The sequence below is a fragment of the Massilia sp. 01N417 genome, from assembly GCF_056399645.1.
The window spans coordinates 115745-138453 of sequence record NZ_JBFTRS010000004.1 but is presented as its reverse complement, the minus strand read 5'-3'; the positions used below and the strand labels follow the sequence as shown (position 1 = coordinate 138453).

The 22709-nt window shown below is 68.5% G+C and carries 16 protein-coding genes; 9 read left to right on the top strand and 7 right to left on the bottom strand.

Going from position 1 to position 22709, the window contains the following annotated elements:
- Window positions 1–2: 2 nt before the first annotated feature.
- On the bottom strand, window positions 3–362 hold the full coding sequence (locus tag AC1DOQ_RS05995) for an HAD hydrolase-like protein (RefSeq protein ID WP_477361199.1): 360 nt from the start codon (window positions 360–362) through the stop codon (window positions 3–5).
- 105 nt (window positions 363–467) lie between these two features.
- On the opposite strand from AC1DOQ_RS05995, the gene AC1DOQ_RS05990 reads away from it, so the two are divergent.
- Window positions 468–1397, top strand: a complete 930-nt coding sequence (locus AC1DOQ_RS05990; protein ID WP_477361197.1) for a LysR family transcriptional regulator — start codon at window positions 468–470, stop codon at window positions 1395–1397.
- Window positions 1398–1522: 125 nt separating this feature from the next.
- On the opposite strand, the gene AC1DOQ_RS05985 is transcribed toward AC1DOQ_RS05990, so the two are convergent.
- Window positions 1523–3301, bottom strand: coding sequence for a PHA/PHB synthase family protein (locus AC1DOQ_RS05985; protein WP_477361196.1), 1779 nt, complete (start codon window positions 3299–3301; stop codon window positions 1523–1525).
- 171 nt (window positions 3302–3472) lie between these two features.
- On the opposite strand from AC1DOQ_RS05985, the gene AC1DOQ_RS05980 reads away from it, so the two are divergent.
- From AC1DOQ_RS05980 to AC1DOQ_RS05960, 5 genes are all read left to right on the top strand, one after another.
- The gene (locus AC1DOQ_RS05980; RefSeq protein WP_477361194.1) at window positions 3473–5410 is read left to right on the top strand and encodes a TOL_0244 family TonB-dependent receptor; all 1938 of its coding nucleotides are present in this window, start codon (window positions 3473–3475) and stop codon (window positions 5408–5410) included.
- A gap of 3 nt (window positions 5411–5413) precedes the next feature.
- Window positions 5414–5995 (top strand): TOL_0243 family YfiR-like periplasmic protein, encoded by a 582-nt coding sequence (locus tag AC1DOQ_RS05975; RefSeq protein ID WP_477361192.1) that lies wholly within the window; start codon window positions 5414–5416, stop codon window positions 5993–5995.
- A 2-nt stretch (window positions 5996–5997) separates the two neighbouring features.
- The gene (locus tag AC1DOQ_RS05970; RefSeq protein WP_477361190.1) at window positions 5998–8448 is read left to right on the top strand and encodes a sensor histidine kinase, YfiR-like protein-associated; all 2451 of its coding nucleotides are present in this window, start codon (window positions 5998–6000) and stop codon (window positions 8446–8448) included.
- Window positions 8449–8505: 57 nt separating this feature from the next.
- On the top strand, window positions 8506–8931 hold the full coding sequence (locus tag AC1DOQ_RS05965; protein ID WP_477361188.1) for a DoxX family protein: 426 nt from the start codon (window positions 8506–8508) through the stop codon (window positions 8929–8931).
- A gap of 123 nt (window positions 8932–9054) precedes the next feature.
- Window positions 9055–10161: a TIGR03118 family protein gene (locus AC1DOQ_RS05960; RefSeq protein WP_477361186.1), complete on the top strand. Its 1107-nt coding sequence runs from the start codon at window positions 9055–9057 to the stop codon at window positions 10159–10161.
- A 7-nt stretch (window positions 10162–10168) separates the two neighbouring features.
- Here the strand turns inward: AC1DOQ_RS05960 and AC1DOQ_RS05955 are convergent, their stop codons facing one another.
- The 5 genes from AC1DOQ_RS05955 to AC1DOQ_RS05935 form a co-directional block, all read right to left on the bottom strand.
- The gene (locus tag AC1DOQ_RS05955; protein ID WP_477361184.1) at window positions 10169–11785 is read right to left on the bottom strand and encodes an MFS transporter; all 1617 of its coding nucleotides are present in this window, start codon (window positions 11783–11785) and stop codon (window positions 10169–10171) included.
- 72 nt (window positions 11786–11857) lie between these two features.
- On the bottom strand, window positions 11858–14068 hold the full coding sequence (locus AC1DOQ_RS05950; protein ID WP_477361182.1) for a hypothetical protein: 2211 nt from the start codon (window positions 14066–14068) through the stop codon (window positions 11858–11860).
- Between the two features lie 147 nt (window positions 14069–14215).
- Entirely contained in the window at window positions 14216–16081 is a 1866-nt protein-coding gene (locus AC1DOQ_RS05945; RefSeq protein WP_477361180.1) for an AI-2E family transporter, read from the bottom strand.
- Window positions 16082–16177: 96 nt separating this feature from the next.
- Window positions 16178–17689, bottom strand: coding sequence for an FAD-dependent oxidoreductase (locus AC1DOQ_RS05940; RefSeq protein WP_477361178.1), 1512 nt, complete (start codon window positions 17687–17689; stop codon window positions 16178–16180).
- A gap of 144 nt (window positions 17690–17833) precedes the next feature.
- Window positions 17834–18460 (bottom strand): LysE family translocator, encoded by a 627-nt coding sequence (locus AC1DOQ_RS05935; protein ID WP_477361176.1) that lies wholly within the window; start codon window positions 18458–18460, stop codon window positions 17834–17836.
- Window positions 18461–18578: 118 nt separating this feature from the next.
- On the opposite strand from AC1DOQ_RS05935, the gene AC1DOQ_RS05930 reads away from it, so the two are divergent.
- The 3 genes from AC1DOQ_RS05930 to AC1DOQ_RS05920 all read left to right on the top strand — a co-directional run bounded on the left by AC1DOQ_RS05930 (window position 18579) and on the right by AC1DOQ_RS05920 (window position 22652).
- Window positions 18579–19424: a metallophosphoesterase gene (locus tag AC1DOQ_RS05930; RefSeq protein WP_477361174.1), complete on the top strand. Its 846-nt coding sequence runs from the start codon at window positions 18579–18581 to the stop codon at window positions 19422–19424.
- A gap of 168 nt (window positions 19425–19592) precedes the next feature.
- A complete protein-coding gene (locus tag AC1DOQ_RS05925) occupies window positions 19593–20993 on the top strand; it encodes an amino acid permease (RefSeq protein ID WP_477361172.1) in 1401 nt (466 codons plus the stop codon).
- 195 nt (window positions 20994–21188) lie between these two features.
- Window positions 21189–22652 carry an iron-containing redox enzyme family protein gene (locus tag AC1DOQ_RS05920; protein WP_477361170.1) on the top strand — a complete coding sequence of 488 codons (1464 nt, stop codon included), beginning with the start codon at window positions 21189–21191 and terminating at the stop codon, window positions 22650–22652.
- Window positions 22653–22709 lie beyond the last annotated feature (57 nt).

The window sequence follows — 22709 nt, the reverse complement described above, 5'->3', positions numbered from 1 at the left end:
GCTTAGTGCAGGGTATCACCGCCGCCCTGCACGCCGATGCGGGCGGTACGGGCGGCGGCGATGGCGCGCGAAGAGCCGGTCACGGCCAGCGCCTCGTCGGGCGGCACGCCCAGCTGGTTCAGCACGATGGAATAGGGCGACTTGTGCCCGCGTTCCTTGAAGTCCGCGCCGGTCAGGACGACGGAAAAGATGTGGTGGGCGGTGTCGCCGAAGCGGCGGCGCAATTGCTGTTCGGCCTGGCGGTAAGGAAGTTCGGAGATCAGGGCGCAGGGCAGGCCGTGCTCCACCGCTTCGTGCAGCAAGCGGTCCGTGTCCATGTTCACGAATGCGGATAAGTCGAAGATGAGCGCTTGTGCCGACATGATGAAATCCTTTTCTGAGCCGTTGTTGCTGGATGGGTTTTACTATACGGCCGCGCAAGATAAAATAAAAATAAATATTTCTTGGAATTCGATAAGGTAGAGCTTATGTCTCCAGCCAGCTTCAAGCAATTGCAGGCCCTCATGCTGGTCGCGCGCCACCAGAGCGTCTCGCGGGCCGCGGAAACCATGCACGTCACGCAGCCGGCCGTGTCCCTGCACCTGAAACTGCTGGAACAGGCGGCCGGTGTGCCGCTGACCCGGCGCCAGGGCCGCAACATCCAGATGACGGCCGCGGGTGAATTGCTGGTGGGCTACGCCGAGCGCATCCTCGGCTTGTGGGAAGAGGCGGGCGACGAGATCGCCGCACTCAAGGGCGTGACCAGCGGTACCCTGCGCATCGGCGCGGTGATGACCGCCGAGCACCTGCTGCCGCCGATGCTGGTGCGCTTCACGACGGGGCGGCCGCACGTGCGCATCAAGCTGCAGGTCGGTTCACGGCCGGAAGTGATCGGCATGCTGAGCCGCGACGAGATCGACCTTGCCATCATGGGCACGCCGCCGCGCGAATTCCCCACCAGCGCCAGCCGCTTCGCCCGCCACCCGATGGCCTTCTTCGTGGCCCCCGGCCACCCGCTGCTGGCACAAGCCACAGTGACCCTGGACGATATCGCCGCCCACAACCTGCTGGTGCGCGAGCGCGGCTCGGGCACGCGCGCGGCCATCGACCGCCTGTACGAGGACGAAGGCGTGCCGCTGGCGATCGGCTCCGAGCTGTCGAGCAACGAGGCGATCAAGCAGATGACGGCCGCCGGCCTCGGCGTCGGCTTCCTGTCCGTGCACGCCTGCACGCTGGAGGTCAGGAACAATCTCCTCAGCGTGCTGCGGGTGCCGGGCGTCAAGGTGCAGGGCGATTGGTACGTGATGCACAAGGAGGCGCGGGCGATCCCGAAGGTGGCCGCCTCCTTCCACGAATTCATGGTCGAGCACGGGCAGCAGCTGATCTCGGACGAGCTGGAAAGCTTTGCCTGGCGCTGAGGTCGCCGAGGGTGCTGGCGCCGCTTACTTCCTGAGCGTGCCCGCCGGCGCCGTGCGCGGCCAGGAGCCGGGTTCCGGAAATGCCGGTGTTCATGGCTGTGCTCATCGATGGGTGGATGACAGGTTCAGGGCTGCAGGACGTAGACGCCGGGCGCCTCGCCCAGGCCGTCGACGGGCCCCGGCGGCGCCGTCAGCGGACCGGCGCGCGCGGCCAGCCAGGTCTCCCAGGCCGGCCACCAGCTGCCTTCGTGATGCTGGTTCGCCGTCTGCCATCTGTCCGGCGCCACATAAGGGGCATCGTGGGCGTGGGTCGCGACCTGGTAGCTGCGCCTGGGCGTGCCCGGCGGCGACACCACGCCGGCATTGTGGCCGCCCGTGGTCAGCAGGAAGGTGACGTCGGTATCGGTCAGCGGCACGATCTTGTACACCGAATGCCAGGGCGCCACGTGGTCGGTCATGGTGCCGACCGCGAAGATCGGAATATGGATGTCGGTCAACGCCACCGCGTGGCCGTCGACGATGTAGCGCGCGCTGGCCAGGCTGTTCTTCAGGAACAGCTTGCGCAGGTATTCGGAATGCATGCGGTAGGGCATGCGGGTGGCGTCGGCATTCCAGGAGGCGAGGTCGTTGTCCTTGTCGGGAATGTCGAGCAGGTAGTGGCGCAGCCGCCGCGACCAGATCAGGTCGTTCGAGCGCAGCAGCTGGAAGGCGCCGGCCATCTGGCGGGTGTCGAGGTAGCCCTGCTGCCACATCACGGCTTCCAGGAAGGCCACCTGGCTGTCGTCGATGAACAGCGAGAGCTCGCCCGGCTCCGTGAAGTCGACCTGGGCCGCCAGCAGGGTCATGCTGGCCAGGCGGCGGTCGTGGTCGCGCGCCATCGCCGCCGCCGCGATCGCCAGCAGGGTCCCGCCCAGGCAGTAGCCGCAGGCGTTGATTTTCTCCGCGCCGGTCTGGGCGGCCACCGTGTCGAGCGCCGCCATCACCCCCAGGCGCCGGTAATCCTCGAGCGAGAGGTCGCGGTCCCCGGCGTCCGGGTTTTTCCAGGAAACCATGTAGACGGTGTGGCCGTGCTCGACCAGGTAGCGCACCAGCGAATTCTCCGGCGACAGGTCGAGGATGTAATACTTCATGATCCAGGCCGGCACGACCAGCAGCGGCACGGCGTGGACCTGGGGCGTCTGCGGATCGTAGCGGATCAGCTCGATCAAGTGGTTTGCCATCACCACCTTGCCGGGCGTGATCGCCACGTCGCGGCCGGGGCGGAAAGTGACGGCGGCGGTGCCGGCCAGGCCGCGGCGCAAGTCGCCGGCCGCGCGCAGGGCGCCGTGCAGCAGGTTTTCGCCGCCGCTGGCCAGGGTGGTCTGCTGCGCCACCGGATTGGTGGCGATGAAGTTCGAGGGCGCCAGGCCGTCCAGCAGCTGGCGGGTGAGGAAGGTGACGACGTCGCGGTGGTGCGGCGACAGGCCGCGCACGCCGCTGGTGGCGCGATGCCACCATATCTGGGTCAGCAGGAAGCCCTGGCTCAACTGGTTGTAGGGCCAGGCGTGCCAGGGAGGATCGCTGAAGCGCTTGTCCTGGGCCAGCGGCCGCACCGGTTCCTCGGCATTGCCGAACATGGCGGCGGTGCTGTAGCGCAGCCATTCCTCGACGCTGGTGGCGGCCTGCATCGCCAGCTCCATCTGCTTGGCCGGCGACAGCAGCAAGTGGATCGCCCAGTCCTGCCAGGCGGCGGCCAGGGCGGCCGGCGACACATAGCCGGTCATGCGGCCCAGCCAGGCATTCAGGGTGAGGTCGACGTGGGCGTGCTCGACGCTGGAGTCGGGATAACGCGGCGGAATGCCGCCCTGCCAGGCGCTGGCTTCGCGCATCTGCTCGCTGGGCGGGATGTCGGGACGGGCGTTCATGGAGGCGACCTTTCGGAAGAGGGCATGAGTTCGACCACAACTGGGCGGCAAAGTGCCGCGCGCTTGTGAAGTTTCCGTATACACATGGTCCGTACCACAAAGATAAGTTTGTGTCGCAGAAATTTGTTGCGTTACAATGCCGGACGAATTTTCTGCCCAGGCTGTTCAAACGTGTTCGGTAAAACAAGACTGCTCCCGCTGGCGCACCGCATCGCCCTGTCCATGTCCCTGGTCGCCTTCGACGTCCAGGCCCAGGCCTCCGCGCCCGATCCGCGGGAACTCGGCGACCTCAGCCTGGAAGAGCTGGCCAACATCCAGGTCACCTCGGTGTCGCGCCGCCCGCAAGCCCTGGCGGAAGCCGCCTCGTCCATCTTCGTCATCACCGGCAGCGAGATCCACCGCGCCGGCGCCACCAGCTTGCCGGAAGCCCTGCGCCTGGCGCCCAACCTGCAGGTGGCGCGCGTCGATGCGCGCAACTATGCGGTCACCGCGCGCGGCTTCAGCAGCGCCTTCGAGAACAAGCTGCTGGTGCTGATCGACGGCCGGACCGTGTATTCGCCGCTGTTCTCCGGCGTGTTCTGGGACGTCCAGGACGTGGTGCTGGAAGACATCGACCGCATCGAGGTCATCAGCGGACCCGGCGCCACCCTGTGGGGCGCGAATGCCGTCAACGGCGTCATCAACATCATCACCAAATCGGCGGCCGGCACCCAGGGCACGCTGGTGAGCGCCAGCGCCGGCAAGGACGAACGCAACGGCGCGGTGCGCCATGGCGGCGTCCTCGGCAACGGCGGCCACTACCGCGTCTACGGCAAATACGCCGCCAACGACGACGTCGAGCGCGAGAACGGTGCCCGCACCCGGACCGGCTGGCGCCGCCAGCAGGCGGGCTTCCGCGCCGACTGGGGCGACGCGGCGCGCGGCGCGACGCTGCAGGGCGATGTCTACGACGGCAAGCTGCAGCAGGCCGGCACCGCGGACATCGCGGTGCGCGGCGCCAACCTGCTCGGCCGCCTAACCCGGAGCTTCGCCGGCGGCTCGGCCGCGACCCTGCAGATGTACTGGGACCATACCGAGCGCGACCAGCCGCTGGCCTTCGTCGAGCACCTCGACACCCTCGACCTGCAGCTCCAGCACGCGGTCAGCCTGGGCGAGGGCCACCGCCTGGTCTGGGGCGGCGGCTACCGCTGGGGCCACGACCGGGTCGACAACGGCGCCGCCTTCGGCTTCCTGCCGGGGCATCTGAACCTGCACTGGGCCAACCTGTTCGCCCAGGACGAGATGGCGCTGGGCGACAAGCTGCGCCTGACCGCGGGCATCAAGCTCGAAGACAACAATTACACCGGCGTGGAAGCGCTGCCGACCCTGCGCCTGGCCTGGACCCCGCGGCCGTCGACCCTGGTGTGGGGCTCGCTGTCGCGCTCGGTGCGCGCGCCTTCCCGGATCGACCGCGACCTGTATTCGCCGACGGTGCCGGCGGTCGTCAACGGCGTCCCGCAATACGCGATCGCGGGCGGGCCGGACTTCGAATCCGAGGTCGCCAATGTGTTCGAACTCGGCTACCGCGCCCAGCCGCTGGCGGCGCTCTCGTATTCGGCCACCGCCTTCTTCGGCCGCTACGACAAGCTGCGCACCCTCGAGCCGAACCAGCATGGCAGCGGCTCGGTGTTCCGCAACCTGGCCGACGGCCGCACGCGCGGCATCGAAGCCTGGGCCAGCTGGCAGGCAGGCAAGAACTGGCGCCTGTCGGGTGGCGGCGTGGTGCAGCGCATCGACACCGCCGTCAACCCCGGGAGCCGCGACCTGAGCGGCGCCACCGGCCTCGCCACCAGCGATCCCAGCCATTACTGGATGCTGCGCTCCTCGCACGACCTGGCGGACAACCAGGAGCTGGACTTCACGCTGCGCCACGTCGGCGCGCTGCCCAGGCCGGCCGTGCCCTCGTACACGGCACTCGACCTGCGCTACGGCTGGCGGATCCGCACGGGCCTCGAGCTGGACCTGATCGGCCGCAACCTGCTGGATCCGGGGCACGCCGAGTCCGGCGCGGCCGGGACGCGCAGCAGCTACGAGCGTGCGGTCCTCCTCAAGCTGGTCTGGAAGCTGTAAGCCGTGCCACACCTGCGCATCCTGTTCAGCGGCGCCTTCCTCGCCGGCATTTGCCTGGCGGGCGCCGGCCTGGGCGCGGCCCTTGACGCCGCGGCGGCCGGCGCTCCCATGGTCGCCAGCGAAGAGAAGGTCGAGGCGGCCTACCTGCACAAATTCCTGAATTACGCGGAATGGCCGCCCGCCGTGTTCCCGGCGGCCGACAGCCCCTACGTGATCGGCGTGGCCGGCGACGACACCGTCGCCGACGAGCTGGCGCGCATCGCCGCCGGCCGCAGCGTCAACAATCGCGGCGTGGTGGTCAAGCGCCTGCTGCCGGGCGACGCCGTCAACGACTTGCACCTGCTGTTCGTCGGGCGTGGCGAACGCGGCCGGCTGGCCCAGTGGCTGCGCCCGGCGAAGGGGCGGCCGATCCTGACCGTCACCGCCTTTGACGGCGCGCTGGAGCAGGGCAGCATCATCAATTTCCGGACCGTCGACGACCGGGTCCGCTTCGAAGTCTCCGTGGACGCCGCCGAGCAGAGCGGCATCCACCTGAACTCGCGACTCTTTAGTGTCGCGACCAATGTCGTGAAAGGAAACCATTAGGCATGTTCGGCGCCGTAAAACAATCGATCTCCCGCAAGCTGGTGCTGGGCGTATTGGTGAGCACCCTGACCGCGCTGCTGGTCGCCGCCGCCTCCATGCTGGTGCTCGACGTGCATAATTACCAGACCGGCTGGGCCGAGGACCTGCGCGCCCAGGCCGACATCCTGGCCGAAGTCACCAAGCCGGCCCTCGAATTCAACGACGCCGGCGTGGCCCGGGAAAACCTGCTGCAGCTGCGCGCGCGTCCGCCGATCGTCGCCGCCGCCATCTACCGCCCGGACGGCAAGGTCTTCGCCAGCTATGCCAAGGCCGCGCCGGACCTGGCGCGCCTGCCGAAGCGCCTGCCGCGCCCCGGCCAGGCCATCGATGGCGGCAAGATCCGCGTCGCCACGCCGATGCTGCGTAACGGCGAGCTGGTCGGCACGATCTATGTGGAGGCCGAATATCCGCTGATGGCCCAGGTGCAGCGCTACCTGTCCATCCTCGGCGCGGTGCTGGCCGGCAGCCTGCTGGTGGCGATGCTGATGTCGAGCTGGCTGCAGGCGACCATCATCAAGCCGGTGCTGGCGCTGACCGAGGCGGTCGACCGCGCGATGCGCAAGCGCGACTTCTCGACCCGTGTGCCGAAGACCACCGAGGACGAGGTCGGCGTGCTGGTCGACGCCTTCAACGGCATGCTCGGCGAAGTCGGCGAGCGCGCCAAGGCGCTGGAAGCATCGCATGCGCGCATGCAGCACGAGATGGACGTGCGGGTCGAGGCCGAGGAGGCCGTGCGCCAGCTGAACAACTCGCTGGAAGCGCGCATCCGCGAACGCACCGCCGAACTGGAAAAGACCCACGCCCAGCTGCGCCAGTCGCAGAAGCTGGAGGCGATCGGCCAGCTGACCGGCGGCGTGGCCCACGACTTCAACAACGTGCTGCAAGTCATCGCCGGCAACCTGCAGCTGCTGCAGATGTCGTTGGCGGGCAATCCGGAAGCCCAGCGCCGCCTGGAATCCGCGGCCTTCGCGGCCGACCGCGGCGCCAAGCTGTCGTCCCAGCTGCTGGCCTTCGCGCGCCGCCACCCGCTGCAGCCGGTGGCGACCAATATCGGCCGCGTGCTGCGCGGCATGGACGACCTGCTGCGCCGCGCGCTGGGCGAATCGGTGCAGATCGAGACCGTGGTGGCCGGCGGCCTGTGGACCACGCTGGCCGACCCGCACCAGCTCGAAAACGTGATCCTGAACCTGGCCATCAACGCGCGCGACGCCATGAAGGGCGACGGCCGCCTGACCCTGGAACTGAACAACGCCATGCTCGACGACAACTACGTCCTGCACGAGCCGGAAGTGGCGCCGGGCCAGTACGTGATGCTGGCGATCTCGGACACCGGCTGCGGCATGCCGCCGGAAGTCGTCGCGCGCGCCTTCGAACCCTTCTTCACCACCAAGCGCGAAGGCGAGGGCACCGGACTGGGCCTGTCGATGGCGTACGGCTTCGTCAAGCAGAGTAACGGCCACATCCGCATCTACAGCGAGGTCGGCAGCGGCACCACGATCAAGATCTACCTGCCGCGCTCGATGCAGCCGGAAGTCGAGCTGCCGAACCTGCGCAATGCGCCGGTGGTGGGCGGCTCCGAAACCATCCTGGTGGTCGAGGACGACCTGGCGGTGCAGGCCACCGTGGTCGACATGCTGCAGGGCCTCGGCTACCGCGTGCTGAAGGCCAGCGACGGCCAGGGCGCGCTCACCATCCTGCAGAGCGGCATCCCGGTCGACATGCTGTTCACCGACGTCGTGATGCCGGGCCCGGTGCGCAGCATCGAGGTGGCGCGCCAGGCCAAGCAGATGTTCCCGGCCATCGAAGTCCTGTTCACCTCCGGCTATACGCAGAACGCCATCGTGCACGGCGGCCGCCTCGATCCAGGCGTCGAACTGATCAGCAAGCCCTACCGCCGCGACGAGCTGGCGCGCAAGATCCGTCAGCTGTTTGCGGCGCGCAAGGAGGCCGCCGTGGCGGCGCCGGCGCCGGTGCCTGCCTTGCCGTCCGAACCGGCGCCTGCGGTCCCGGCTTCGGCCGCCGAAGCGGAAGCCGCGCTGTCGACCGCCGCCCGGCCGCTGTCCATCCTGGTGGTCGAAGACAACCAGGACGCCCGCGCCATGCTGTCCGAACTGCTGCTGGTGCTCGGCCATGCGGTGGAAGGCGCCGGCAGCGCCGAGCAGGCGCTCGGGATCCTGGCCGAAAGGCAGTTCGACATCCTGCTGACCGACCACTCGCTGCCCGGCATGACCGGCCTCGACCTGGCGCGCACGGTGGCGGCGCGCGGCATGGGAATGCGGATCATCTTCTCGTCCGGCTACGGCGCCCCGGATACCCCCGGCCTGGCGGTCAAACCGGCCTTCCTGCCCAAGCCCTTCACCCTGGCCGCGCTGCAGCAAGTGCTGGATGAGGCCACCTGCACGGACGGCGCTTGAGTTCGGACGGATTAAGGATATGATTCCGTGGTGTACTCAACAAAAGGAGGCATCGCCATGGAAACCTCGAACGTCCTGCATCCCGCCACCGACGACCAGGGCAAGCTGCTGCTGCGCGTGCTGCTTGCCGTCCTGCTGTTGTTCCATGGCGTGTCCAAGTTGATCGGCGGCATTGGCATGATTACCGGGATGCTCGACAAGCTGGGGATCCCGCATGTGATCGGCTATGGGGTCTACGTGGGCGAGGTGATCGCCCCGCTGCTGATGCTGGTCGGCCTGTTCACCCGCGCCGCCGCCCTCGTGGTCGTGATCAACATGATCGTCGCGCTGATGCTGGTGCATACCAAACAGTTCTTCACCCTCAACGAGACCGGCGGCTGGGCGCTGGAACTGCAGGGCATGTACCTCGGCGCCGCGGTGGCCGTGGCCTTGCTGGGCGCCGGGCGCTACAGCCTCGGCGGCGCGGCGGGGCGCTTCAACTAGGGGCGGCATCTTTTTGCGGCCGACGCCGTGAACCATCGGCCCTGATCCCGGTATCAACGGTGCCAGTCAAGCCCGCGCATGCGGGCGGGGCGGCATTCCATTGACGAACCGGAGGGGCTTATCATGAAGAGGATGTCCATACCACTGGCCTGCGCGATTGGCGCGCTGGCCTTCGCCGGCGCGCAGGGCGCCTGGGCGGGCGAATTCTACAAGCAGCGCAACCTGGTCTCGGACAGCAGCCAGATCAGCGCCGAACACCACGACCCGCACCTGGTCAATGCCTGGGGCCTTGCGTTCAATCCCTTCGGCGTGGCCTGGGTGGCGGACAACGGCACCGGTTTCTCGACCCTGTACGACGGCGACGGCAAGCCGCAGCCCCTGGTCGTCACGATCCCGGGCACCGGCAAGCAGACCGGCAACCCGACCGGCACCGTCTTCTATGGCGGCCCCGCCTTCATGGTCAGCAAGGGTGGGGTGTCGGCAGCGAGCCGTTTCCTGTTCGTCAACGAGGACGGCGGCATTTCCGGCTGGGCACCGACCGTCGACCTGAACCATGCCGTGCGCGTGATCGACAACGGCGCCGGCAATGCCGTCTACAAGGGTGTGGCGATCAGCGCGAACGGCCGCGGACCCCTGCTGTACGCGACCGACTTCCATAATGGCAAGATCGACGTCTATGACGGCAACTTCAAGCCGGTCACCCTGCCGGACCGCCCGTTCTTCGATCCGAACATGCCGTCCGGCTTCGCCCCCTTCGGCATCCAGGCCATCAACGGCGACCTCTACGTCAGCTACGCCAAGCAGGACGCCGATCGTCACGATGACGTGCAGGGGCGCGGCCTCGGCTTCATCGACGTCTTCGATCCGGACGGCCGCCTGGTGCGGCGCCTGGCCTCGAACGGCGCCCTCAACGCGCCCTGGGGCATGGCGCTGGCGCCGGCCAGCTTCGGCAAGTTCAGCAACCGGCTGCTGGTCGGGAATTTCGGCGACGGCAGGATCAATGCCTACGACCTCGACAGCGGCCGCTGGGTCGGGCGCCTGAAGGGGATGGATCACAAGCCCGTGCGCATCGATGGGCTGTGGGGCATCGCCTTCGGCAACGGCCTGCAGAACCAGCCGATCGATACCCTGTTCTTCAGCGCCGGGCCGGCCGACGAGCAGCATGGCCTGTACGGACGCCTCGACGTGGCGCCGGGCGACCAGTTCGACGACAGCAACGACGCCGAGTAGCGTTCGGCTAACCCGCGCCGGCGCGCTGGGCGGCGTCCACCGTCACCAGGCGCTGGATGTCCTCGAGCCGGCGGCCGCGGGTATCGATGCCCTTGCGGGCCAGCAGCACGGCGGCGCCCAGCATCGGCACGGCGATGACCAGGGCCGACAGCGAGACGTCGGCGAACAGCCCGGCCACGCCGAGGCCGGCGCCGACGATGCCGCCCAGCTTGGAACTGGCGGCGATCACGCCGGAACCGGTGGCGCGCAGGTGCACCGGATAGATCTCGGAGGCGTAGGGAATCAGGGTGGCGATCACGCCGCTGGCCGAGACCAGCAGCGCGCAGGTGGCGACCGCCAGCGCGGTGGTGGAGGCGATGCCCAGCCAGCCGAGCAGGAAGAAGGCCAGCAGGCTGGCGGCGCTCAGGGCGATGAAGGCGGCCAGGGTCTTGATCGAGCTCCAGCGGTGATACAGCCAGATCACCAGCAGGGTGCCGGGCAGGGCCAGGAAGGCGGCGCGGGCCAGCAGGGCGGTGGCGGTGGCGGCATCCATGCCCATGGCGCGCAGGTTCATCGGCAGCCACAGCAGGAATCCGAAGTTCGCCAGTCCCCAGGCCACGCCGGCCACGCTCATGCCGATCGTCAGCGGCGCGTAGCCGCCGCGCAGCAGCGCGCCGATGCCGGAGCCGGCCGCCGCCGGTGCAGCGCCCGCGGCCGGGCTCGGGGCCGCATCGCGGATGCTGCCGGCGAAGCGGGCCAGCACCGCGCGCGCTTCGGCATGCAGGCCGTTATTCGCAAGGAAGCGCGGCGATTCCGGCAGCAGACGGCTGAGCAGGATGATCACGGCGCCGGTCGGCAGGCCCAGCAGCCACAGCACGCGCCAGCTGTAGGTCGGCTCCAGCAGGCTGGCGGCGCCGGCGGCCACCAGGTAGCCGGCCGAGTTGCCGATGCCGCCCAGCGCCACCAGCAGCCAGCCGCGGTGGGCCGCCGGGATCATCTCGGCCATCAGGGTGAAGGTGATCGGCAGCAGGCCGCCGGCCGAGGCGCCCATCAGGAAGCACATCGCCAGGTTCCAGCCGAAGGAAGGCATGGCGCCGCAGATGGCGGTGCCGATGAACATCAGCGCGGACAGGAGGATCGTGGCGCGGCGGCCGTAGCGGTCGGCGATCACGCCCCAGGCCACCGAACCGACCGTGGTGCCGGTCAGCGCGACCAGGGCCAGGAAGCCGGCGTTCTGCTTGCTGAGGCCGTATTCGCTGGTCATCCCCGGCATCACGAAGCCGAGGGTGGCCGGTTTCATGACGTCGATGGTGAGGGCCACCACCAGCACCAGCACCAGGCTCCAGTGGCGGCGGTTCAGCGGGATGCCGTCCGCCACCTCGAACAGCAGGGGCGCGTGGCCGGCGCCGTGCGCGCGCAGGCGCCCCAGGCGGGGCATCAGGCCGTAGCCGGCCAGGACCAGGCCCAGCGGAATCAGCGCCATCCCGGCCAGCATCGCCGCATCCATCGGCATGCCGACCATGCGGTAGCCCATGTGGGAAGCGCAGACGAACATCGGCATGTGGGCGAGGACGCCGGCAACGATGGCGAGGGTGCCGATCCAGAAGGCGATGGGAGAGTGAAAGGTCAGGCCGTTCTGCTTCATGGGGCTTCCGGAAGAACACAGCGGTGCGGTGGAAGCGCCGATTATACCGACGTGCAACTGACTGTTGACAACTTAATGGGCGTCCTTGCCGAGGACGGTCTTGCGGATCCGCCGCCAGTTGGCCAGGAAGGCGTCGACCTCGGCCGCCTCGCTCTCTTTCCGCTGCAGCATGCCGGCCATGGCCCGCGTGGTGCCGCCGTTCAGGTACCAGCTCAGCGGCGGCTGGCGTCCCTCGGCCGTCCAGGGATAGCGCAGCTCGACCACGCGGCCGGCGCCGCAGCCGCCCAGCAGGCGGGTGGTTTCCTCCTCGGCGGCCTGGGCGCGCGCGTTGCGGGTCTGGTACAGGGCGTAGAACGGAAGCGACAGCTCGGGTACCGGCGGCACCACCTTGTCGCCGGGGCGCAGGCGCGCTTGCCAGGGCATGCGCAGGCCCACCGACAGCGGGCGCGGCGCCGGACCGGCGGCGGCATCGCGCAACTGGGCGCCCGTCGGGCAGATCCATTGCGACTGCGTGGCCGGCTCGTTTTCGATCAGCAGCACCACCAGCTGCCCGGGCTCGACCACCCCCAGTTTCAGGATCTCGCGGATCATCGCATTGAGCGTCGCCGCGCCCGAGTTCTCGAAATAGCCGCCGTCGACCAGGTAGTCCCAGCGCTGGCCGCCGGTGGTGGTCACCAGCGCGGCCGGGCTGATGTAGGGAAAGCGGGCGCTGTTGTGCACTGCCTGGGCCAGGGTCAGGCGGGTGGTGTCGAGCGCCTGGTCGCCCGGCGGGCTGGCGAACAGGTCGTAGGCCTGGGGCGGCAGGAAGGCCAGGTTCGACTGCAGCACCCGGCGGCCCTCGCTGGCGGAGGTCGTGTTGAACAGCAGCCGGGGCAGCGCGGCCGCTTCGGGTCCGGGCGCCAGCAGCGGACGGCTGAACCAGTCGTGCGCCGGCGACAGCGGAAAGCGCCGGGCCCAGCCGCGTTGCCAGGCGCCTTCCAGCGCCAGCGAGCGGTCGCAGGCACGGCAGGGGAAGGGCCAGAAGCGCGCCAGCAAGTCCGGATAGAGCAGGTAGCCGACCAGCGGCGCCAGGTAATCCTGGCCGAGGAAGGCTTCGGCCTGGTCGGCCGTGCGCTCGTACTGCGGATCGCCTACCGCCAGCGAGCCGGCAAAGGCAGCCAGGCCCAGGCTGCCGCCGGAGACCCCGCTCATCGCATAGACGTTGGGCGCGAAGCGCTTGCCCTGGCGGCGCGCCTGGCGCTCGAGTTCCAGCAGCAGGGTGCCGGCCCAGAAGGCGGCGCGCGAGGCGCCGCCGGCCGCGGCCACGAGGTAGACCGGTTCGCCGCCGTGGACCCCGCGCGCCGCCTGCCAGGCGCGGAAGTCGTCGGCCAGCGCCGGGCGCCGGACCGCCAGCGGCGGGCCGCCGTTGCGGGCCACGAAGTGGTTCTCGTTCGAGATCGAGGACAGCAGGACGGCGAACAGCGGCAGCAGGGCCAGCGAGGGCCAGCCGGCGCTTTTCGGCAGGTAGACCAGCACGATGCTGCCGAACACGGTCCAGGAGCCGAAGGCGAACAGCAGCAGGGCCGGGGCGCCGAGGAGGCGCGAGGCGGTCTCCCGGCCGATGCAGACCGCCGCCAGCACCATCCCGGACACGGCGAACATCAGCAGCATCGCGGCCAGGCTGATGCGCGGCGTATGGTGGGTGCGCGCCCAGGCCTTGTCCGCCACCGCCTGCCGTCCCAGCCAGCGGTTCAGGAGGCGCCGGCGCCTCACCATCAGCGCCACGAACAGGCCGCTGTACAGGGCCGGGGCCAGCCAGGCGCCGGGCGGCGCGTCCGGCAGCGCGAACCGGGTCGTGAGCGGGACGCAGGCCAGCAGGCCGAGTGCGCGCGGCAGCCAGGTATTGGTGGCGGCGGCAAAGCGGTGGCTGGCGCACTGGCCGACATTGTCGACCGCGAAGCGCTTGGCCAGCAGCAGCCGCGCGCAGTACCAGGCCGTCAGCGACCAGTAGACGAGGGCTGCGATGAAACACCAGTAGCCGCTGTTGGTCCAGACCTCGTCCCTGGTCTCGTTGAAGTTGCCGAAGGCGCCCAGGGCTTCGCGCGCCTGCGGCACCACGAGCAGGATGATGTTGCCGGCGACGACCGTCAGCCCCGGATAGAAATTCAGCAGCAGGGTGCGGCGCAGGAAGGTGAAGCGGGTGACATGGTTGCCGCGGCCTGGTGTGCGCCGGCGCGGCGCGGCCGGCGCGTGCGGCCGCTCCTCGCCGATGTCACGCTCGCCGACTTCCGTCCGTTCCGGCATCCTCCGTCTCCCTGTGTGGCACGCTCTCCAAGATCATACGGGCAAGGCCGGCGTCGTGGAGGGTTTCCCGCGCACGGCTTCGGCAAGGATCAAGACGGCGCCGCGCCGCTGCTGTCGGCCGGAAAAACCGGCCTCCAACGCGCGTGCTTAAGGCCGCGGCACGCGCTCGGGCGCGACGAAGGCCAGCGCCTCTTCGAAGGAACGCAGCACCATGTCGACCTGCTTTTCGACCAGCGAGGCGCTCGGCACCGGATCGATCAGCGGCAGGCGTATCGTCACCACCATCGATTCCGGCAGACCGGCGCGCAGGTTGGCGACGGTGGCCAGCCACTGCTCCAGCATGGCTTCGACCGGATAGGCGATGAAGACGGTCGACACCAGGTCGGCCGTGTCCGGGCCCGGATTCTCGTTGTCGGCGATGATCGAGAAGCTGCGCGCGTCGACGCCGGCTTCGCGCAGCGCGCGCACCAGCAGTTCGCTGAGCAGGTCGTCACGCATCGAGGCCAGGCCGACGCACAGCACGACCGAGTGGGCGGGCACGTCGAGGGCGCCCTGCCAGCGGCCCAGGCGCGCCTCGCGCATCTGGCGCAGGTGGGCGCCGACATTGGCGTCGAGCAGCGAGATGTCGCGCCGGCGGCGGTTCTTCGGCGGACCGCCCGATTCGGGCGTGAGGGTGATGGCGACGTCGGCGATGACGGCGCGGATCCGTTCTTCCTGGGTCTTTTCCATCTTTCCCGAGCGGGTGTCGCTGGCGGCCAGCACGATGCCCGGCAACAGGATGTGGTCGCAGTAGCGCGCGAAGCTGGAGCGCTCCAGGTAGGCGTGGGCGTCGTGGATGATGGCGGCGATGTCGCCGGCCAGCACGCGCTGGTAGAAGCGCTGGGCGCCGGAGACGGCCGGGGCGTCGCCGAGCAGGATGGTAACCGGCTCCAGGGTGCGGACGTGGCGGCCGGCCACCACCAGGCACAGGGTCAGCGGGGTCGACAGCAGCAGCCCGACCGGGCCCCACATCGCGCCCCAGAACAGGGCCGACACGATCACCGCCAGCGGCGACAGGCCCGAGCTGTGGCCGTAGACCTTCGGTTCGATGATGTTGGCCACCGCCAGTTCGAGCGCGATGAACAGGACCATCACCGACAGGGCGAGGGTCCAGCCCGGGTCGATGGCGGCGACGAACACCGCGATCACGGCGCCGGCGGCCATGATGCCGAGGTAGGGAACGAAGCGCAGCAGGCCGCTGAGCGCGCCCCACAGCGCCGCGTGCGGCACGTTGAGCGCCCACAGCAGCACGCCGATCAGGGCGCCGAAGGTGACGTTGACGATGAATTGCGAAAAGAAGAAGCGCGAGACGCCCTGGGCCGCATCGGCGAGGGCCTGGATCGTGCGGCTGGTCTCGGTCTGGCCGCCGAGCCGGATCAGGCGGTCGCGCAGCGATTCATGCTCCAGCGACATGAAAATCAGCAGCACCAGCACCAGGCCCGCTTCGCCGATCGGGCCCCAGGCCAGCGAGAACAGGCGGGTCAGCGCGCCGGTGGTGGTCAGGCGCGGGGCGCGGATCTCGACCGGGATCGGCTGGGTCGGGCTGATGGTGATCGTCGTCATGCCGCGCTTGCCGGTGGCGGTGGTGCCGCCCGACGGCGCCACCGCGCTCAGTTCGGCCTCGATGCGCGCGAAGGGCCGCTCGGCGATTTCGCGGACGGCGGCCACCTTGGTGCGCATCGCCGCACGGTACTTCGGCAGGTCGCCGGTGACGGCCACCAGCTGGAAGGCCAGCACGATCCCGACCCCGACCAGGCAGGTGGTGGCGAGCAGCACCGACAGCGCCGTCGCCGGCACCTGGGGCAGGCCGGCGCGGCGCATGCTGCGGATCAGCGGGGCGATCACCAGGCTGAGGATGGAGGCGAGGGCGATCGGCTCGAGAACGTCGCGCCCGACGTATAGCAAACCCAGGCCACAGGTGACGGTGATCAGGGAGCCGGCATTCAGGTGCTTGAACAGGGAAAGATCGCGCATTCGCGTGTTGCGTGCGGAATAGAAATCTATCCCGAGAAAACGTAAAACCAGCAATGTAGCGCAAAAACGTGAAGGCGATCAATTTTATGGTGGTTTTCAAGCCCCCTGGTCGACGCCGGCGGCCTGCAGCGGCGCCAGCGCCGGCCCTTCCAGCACCCGGCCGTCCGGCGCGAAGCGGCTGCCGTGGCAGTTGCAGTCCCAGCTGGTCTCGGCGCCGTTCCACCGGATGTCACAGCCCATGTGCGAGCACTTGCCGGCCACCGCCTGCAGGCGGCCGTCCTGGGAGCGATACACCGCCACCGGCTTGCCGTCGACCTCGATCTTGCGGCTCTGGCAGGGCGGCAGGTCGGCCAGCCCGGCGAGCTCGCCGGCGCCGAGCGCCACCGCCTGGTCCGGGCTGGCGGGACCGCTGCTTTCCTTCTCGAAGCCCTCGGGGCGCTTGTCGCCGGCCAGGCGCTCGACCGCGTACAGGTCGCGCCAGGGCGTGCCGCGGCCGAGGATCTCGTCGGCCAGCATCATGCCGGCCAGGGTGCCGTAGGTCAGGCCGTCGCCCGAGAAGCCGGTCGCGATATAGGTGTTCTCCGCATCGACGTTCCGGCCGATATAGGGCAGCTTGTCCTTGGCCCGGTAGCGCTGGGCGGACCAGCGGTATTCGACCGGCCCGATCGGAAAGTGGTCGCGCGCGAACAGTTCCAGCTGCTGGAAGCGCTCGGCACCGACTTCCTTCTCGCCCAGCTTGTGGGCGCTGCCGACCACCACCAGGTAAGTGCGGCCGTGCTCGGTGAAGGTGCGCACCGAATGCCGCTCGCGGCCGATGCACCAGTAGACGCCCGGTTCGGGAATGCTGTCGTGCAGCGGCGCGGCGATGCCGTATTCGCGCACCACCTCCAGCTGCGACTGCACCAGGTGGATGCCGACCGGCGTATGGGTGGCGATCACGATATGCTGGCAGCTGACCTTGGCGTGCTCGGTGTGGACCACGGCCGGCGCATCGTCGATGGCGGTGACGCGGGTGTTCTCGAAGATCAGGCAATCCTCGCCGCCGATGCGCTGGGCCAGTTGCCGCACGTAGGCCAGCGGCTGGAACTGGGCCTGGTCCTCGACCCGCAGGGTTTTCAATGCGGCGTCGATCGGCAGCGGGGCGTCGTCGCGCAGGTCGGCATGCAGGCGCGCGCGCATCGCCGCCAGCGCTTCCTTCTCGATATCGCCCACGTGGGCGGCGTCGACGCCGATCAGGTGCCAGGGCACGCGCTGGAAGCCGCAGTCCAGGTTCAGGCGGCCGACCGTGGCCTCGATCAGGTCGATGGCGGCCGAGCGCGACTCCACCACCCGGCGCATGGTTTCGAGGCCATGCCGTTCTTCCAGCGTGTGCAGGCCGAGGTCGACGGTGGCGTAGAGGTTGCCGGTCGAATTGCCGGTGCTGGCGTCGCCGGCCTTGTGGGCGTCGAGCACGGCGACTCGCTTGCCGGCCTGGACCAGCAGCATGGCGGCGGTCAGGCCGGTGATGCCGGCGCCGACGATGGCGACGTCGACGTTCAGGTCGGTTTGCAGGGTCGGCAGGCAGGCGGTCTTGGCCGCCTTGCCTTTCCAGAGCGATGAGGTATCCATAGGGGGCGCCTTTCTGTCGTTGTCTGTTCTATGCACGGCCGGCCGTGGGCGCTTGCCGCGTTCGGCTCATGATCCCAAGAACCGGCATGCCGCGGCGCAGCGTTGACGAACGTAAACGAAAGAAGATGCCGGCCGGCGCCGCCCTCAGCGCGCCACGATCAGGCGCAGGCCGAGCGCGATGAAGATGCCGCCGGCAATCCGGTCCATCCACATGCCGGCGCGCGGGCGGCGCGCCAGCCAGGCGCCGACCGCGCCGGAGAAGAAGCCCAGCAGGCCGAACAGGATGGCGGCCTGGGCCGTGAAGCTCAGGCCGAGCAGGGCGGTCTGCAGGTTGGCGTCGCCGCGCTGGGCCACCACGAACTGCGGCAGGAAGGACAGGAAAAACAGCGCCACCTTGGGATTGATGGCGTTCGCGAACACGCCGCGGAAGAACAGGGTGCGCGCGGATTCGGTCACTCCCTCGGCGCGGCTGGCGGCGGCGCCGCCGCGGCTGCGGATGGCGTTGAAACCCATCCAGGCAAGGTAGAGGCCGCCGCATACCTTCAAGGTCGTGAAGGCCAGCGGCGAGGCCGCGATCAGGGCGCTGACGCCGATCACCGCCAGCAGGGTATGGCTCAGGCAGCCGAGCGCGCAGCCGAGACCGAAGGCCATGCCGCGCATGCGGCCCTTGGCCATGCCGATGCCGAGGACCATCATATTGTCGGGCCCCGGAGACAGGGTCAGCAGGATGGCGGCGGCCAGGAAGGCGAGCAATTGTTCGGGTGTCAGCATGGGCGCATCTTACACTTCGTTGACATGGAGCACTAGTCCCGGTCCAAGGCTGCGCCCCCGGGCGGGTACGTTGGTGTACAGTGGCAATTTTGCAACATCTGTTGATTCCTTATACTGCATGCGACCGAGCAAACGCCACCGTCCAGTCCGCCACGCCACCGAGAGGGTGCTGAACACCCTGCTTGCGGGCGGCTGGGCGGCGGGACTCAGCTATCGCCTGGGCGGTCACGGCAGCCTCGGCGTGAGCCGCTACGAATGTGAACTGGGGCCGGCGCAGCGCCTGCCGCGTCCCCTGAAGATCGGTTTCGCCTCGGATTTCCATGCCGGCCCGACCACCCATCCGGCCCTGTTCGACGCGTTGCTGGCGCGCATCCGGCAGGAAGGTCCGGACCTGCTGCTGCTGGGCGGCGACTATATTTCCTTCGATGCCGCCAACATCGGCAAGTTGCGCGGTTTCCTGCGGGAAGCGAAGGCGCCGCTCGGCACCTACGCCGTGCTGGGCAACCACGATGTCTGGAACGGCAGCGCCGAGGTGGCCGCGGTGCTGGCCGAAGCCGGTATCGAGGTGCTGGTCAACCGGAACATCGCGCTGCCGGCGCCTTACGGGGCGGTCAGCATCTGCGGCATCGACGATCCCTGGACCGGCGCGCCCTCGGCCGAGGCCACGTTCGCCGGCGCCGGTCCGGTGCGGATCTACCTGATGCACTCCCCGGACGGCCTGTGGTGCCTGCAAGGCCAGCGTTTCGACCTCGGTTTTGCCGGTCATACCCACGGCGGGCAGGTGGTACGCCGCAATGGCGAACCGCTGAAGCGTCCCAGCGGTCCCTATTCGCGGGAATACGGCCATGGACGCTTCGACATCGCGGGCAACGGCCCCCTGTTGGTCAGCCGCGGCATCGGCTGCGCCGGCATTCCGTTGCGTGTTCGCGCCGATCCGGAGCTGGTCATCTGCACTTTGCGCTAAAAATTCTTCCCGAATTAACCGTTTTTCGGGCATCGGCGTACTCTATCGATTGATTTTTGAGTAATATGGCGTGCCGCTTAAGCTGCTGCCGAGCGGCAACCACGCCCGCGGAGGAGACATCCAATATAAAAGGGCCTGGGGACTATCTACTATCGATTGGAGAATGCAGTGAGTCTTTTTAGAACCAAGAATCTCGACCACATGGTCGCCGCCGCGGGCAAGCCCAGCGGACTGAAGAAGGTGCTGGGCCCCTTCGACCTGATCCTGATGGGTATCGGGGCGATCGTCGGTACCGGTATCTTCGTGCTGACCGGCACCGGCGCCCTGACCGCCGGTCCGGCGCTGACGCTGTCCTTCGTCGTCTCGGCCATCGCCTGCGGTTTCGCCGCCCTCTGCTATGCCGAGTTCGCATCGACGGTGCCGGTGGCCGGTTCGATCTATACCTATAGCTATGTGGTGCTGGGTGAACTGGTGGCCTGGATGATCGGTTGGGACTTGCTGCTGGAATACGGCCTCGCGACCTCCGCGGTGTCGGTCGGCTGGTCGGGCTATTTCCAGTCCCTGATCGGCGGCTTCGGCCTCGAGATTCCGAAGGCCTTGTCGGCGGCACCGGGCGCGCTGCCCGGCGTCAGCACGGTGATGAACCTGCCGGCGCTGCTGATCATGCTGGTCCTGACCGCCATGCTGTCGTGGGGCGTGCGTGAGTCGGCCCGCGTCAACAACGTGATGGTCGTGATCAAGATCTCGGTCGTGCTGCTGTTCATCCTGGTGGGCTTCAAGCACGTGACCCCGGCCAACTGGCATCCCTTCATGCCCTTCGGCGTGTCGGGTGTGATGAGCGCCGCCGCCGTCGTCTTCTTCGCCTTCATCGGCTTCGACGCCGTGACCTCGGCCGCCGAGGAAGTCAGGAATCCGACCCGCGACCTGCCGATCGGCATCATCGGTTCGCTGGCCATCTGCACCATCCTGTACGTGATCGTGTCGGCCATCATGACCGGCATCGTGCCGTTCAAGCTGTTCGAAGGCATCGACCACCCGGTCTCGCTGGCCCTGCAGCACGCCGGCGAAAACTGGTTCGCCGGCTTCGTCGACCTCGGCGCCATCCTCGGCATGACCACCGTGATCCTGGTGATGGCCTTCGGCCAGACCCGCATCGTCTACGCGATGTCGCGCGACGGCCTGCTGCCGGCCAAGCTGTCGACCGTGCACCCGAAATTCGGCACCCCGTTCTTCGCCACCTGGGTCGTCGGCATCCTGTTCGGCCTGATCGCCGCCTTCGTGCCGCTGAACGTGCTGGCCGAGCTGGTCAACATCGGTACCCTGGCCGCCTTCTGCCTGGTGTCGGTGGCCGTGATCGTACTGCGCAAGAAGCGTCCGGACCTGAAGCGCGCCTTCCGCTGCCCGGGCGTGCCGGTGATCCCGGCGATCGCCGTGATCTTCTGCCTGGCGCTGATGAGCTTCCTGAGCCTCATCACCTGGATCGCCTTCGGGATCTGGCTGGCGATCGGCCTGCTGGTCTACTTCGGCTACGCACGCAGCCGTTCGCTGCTGCATGGCGTGACCCGGTAAGCGTCATTCTTTGGTGTTGCCCGATCGGGGCGCCCCGGCTGTTGCCGCGGCGCCCCGATCGTTTTTCGAAGTTCCTTCTGGAAATTCGTGAAATTTTTGTAATCCCTGTCCGACACTCAGGTAAGCCGGCAACCGATTACGTGCGCGCCGGGCGCTACGGATAATCTTGGTAGAACATTTACCAATAGATTGTCTATGACTACCACCTACGCTATGGAGTTGCCTGAGCTGACCACCGCGCCGCGAGCGCGTGCAGGCCAGGCTCTCGCAAGCTCGAAAGCCCTGTATTTCTCCCTGCTGGACAACCCGGAGGTCGCCGCCGCCAGGTCGCGCGACTACCTGCAGGCCCAGATCGAGGCCGCGCGCCTGGAACCCTGCGACCTGCCGGAAGCCTTGTGGGAGCTGCCCGGCTGGATCCAGGGCCGCGCCGAAACGGTGGGCATCGCCTATCGCGAATACCTGAGCGCCCGCAAGAACGGTGCGCCGCGCCGCTATTTCGGCAGCAAATCGCATGCGCTGTACTTCCTGAAGGGCGTCGCCCCGACCAAGCTGGTCGACGGCGCCTGGCTGTACGGCACCCTGCCGCGCTGGGAAAACCCGGATTTCCATCCCCTCATCAAGACCTATCTCGAGGAGCTGGGCGACGGCGTGCCGGACAAGAACCACGTGACCCTGTACCGCCGCCTGCTGGCGGCCCACGGCTGCGAGCACTGGGAAGGCCTGCCGGAGAACCATTTCGTGCAGGGCGCGATCCAGCTGGCGCTGGCCTACAACGCCGACCGCTTCCTGCCCGAGGTCGTAGGCTACAACCTCGGCTACGAGCAGCTGCCGCTGCACCTGCTGATCACGTCCTACGAGCTGAACGAACTGGGCATCGACCCGTATTACTTCACCCTGCACGTCACCGTCGACAACGCCGGCAGCGGCCATGCGCACAAGGCCGTGCAGGCGCTGCGCAAGCTGATGGCGCAGTCGGGCGATCCGGCCGATTTCTTCCGCCGCGTGCTGGACGGTTATCGGCTCAACGAACTCGGTGCCTGCACCACCTCGGTGATTGCCGCCTTCGACCTGGAAGCGGAACTGGTCGAGATCTTCACGGCCAAGGCCGCGGTCGGCCGCAACATGCATTCCGATTACTGCCGCGTCGCCGGCCGTTCGATCAACGACTGGCTCGGGGAGCCGAAGCAGATCCCGGCCTTCCTGGGGGCGCTGGAGAGCGCCGGCTGGATCAAGCGCGGCGAGGACGTCGAGAACAGCCGCTTCTGGCGCCTGATCCAGGGCGAGCGCGCCGAGATGTTCGGCGTCTTCACCAGCTACGAACAACAGGTGCTGCGCGACTGGATCCAGACCCCGCGCGATGCCGAGGCGTCGCAGCGCACCACGCGGGTGCTAAGCCACCGCGCGCGCCAGCGCACCCTGGACACCCTGACCCAGCACGCCGGCAAGAGCGGCTATCCGGAGCGCGGCCTGATCCGCCGTCATGCGGCCGGCGCCCTGCAGGGCGATGCCGAGTTGCGCCAGCTGGAAGAGAGCGTCGCCGGCGCCGCCGGCAAGCCGGAAGCGATGGCCATGCTGGCGCGCCTGATGTCGCCGTCCGTGCATCATACGGCCATCGGCCTGATGGCGACCCGCATGTACTCGCAACTGCTGGACGCATAGCGGCCAGGCGGGAAGGAAGCAGGACCCAACGGCGCGGAAGGGATGGCTCTCTTCCGC

Coding starts and splice junctions, on each gene's coding strand:
- AC1DOQ_RS05995 (WP_477361199.1), bottom strand. CDS start 362: ATGTCGGCACAAGCGCTCATCTTCGACTTATCCGCATTCGTGAACATG.
- AC1DOQ_RS05990 (WP_477361197.1), top strand. CDS start 468: ATGTCTCCAGCCAGCTTCAAGCAATTGCAGGCCCTCATGCTGGTCGCG.
- AC1DOQ_RS05985 (WP_477361196.1), bottom strand. CDS start 3,301: ATGAACGCCCGTCCCGACATCCCGCCCAGCGAGCAGATGCGCGAAGCC.
- AC1DOQ_RS05970 (WP_477361190.1), top strand. CDS start 5,998: ATGTTCGGCGCCGTAAAACAATCGATCTCCCGCAAGCTGGTGCTGGGC.
- AC1DOQ_RS05965 (WP_477361188.1), top strand. CDS start 8,506: ATGGAAACCTCGAACGTCCTGCATCCCGCCACCGACGACCAGGGCAAG.
- AC1DOQ_RS05960 (WP_477361186.1), top strand. CDS start 9,055: ATGAAGAGGATGTCCATACCACTGGCCTGCGCGATTGGCGCGCTGGCC.
- AC1DOQ_RS05955 (WP_477361184.1), bottom strand. CDS start 11,785: ATGAAGCAGAACGGCCTGACCTTTCACTCTCCCATCGCCTTCTGGATC.
- AC1DOQ_RS05950 (WP_477361182.1), bottom strand. CDS start 14,068: ATGCCGGAACGGACGGAAGTCGGCGAGCGTGACATCGGCGAGGAGCGG.
- AC1DOQ_RS05945 (WP_477361180.1), bottom strand. CDS start 16,081: ATGCGCGATCTTTCCCTGTTCAAGCACCTGAATGCCGGCTCCCTGATC.
- AC1DOQ_RS05940 (WP_477361178.1), bottom strand. CDS start 17,689: ATGGATACCTCATCGCTCTGGAAAGGCAAGGCGGCCAAGACCGCCTGC.
- AC1DOQ_RS05935 (WP_477361176.1), bottom strand. CDS start 18,460: ATGCTGACACCCGAACAATTGCTCGCCTTCCTGGCCGCCGCCATCCTG.
- AC1DOQ_RS05930 (WP_477361174.1), top strand. CDS start 18,579: ATGCGACCGAGCAAACGCCACCGTCCAGTCCGCCACGCCACCGAGAGG.
- AC1DOQ_RS05920 (WP_477361170.1), top strand. CDS start 21,189: ATGACTACCACCTACGCTATGGAGTTGCCTGAGCTGACCACCGCGCCG.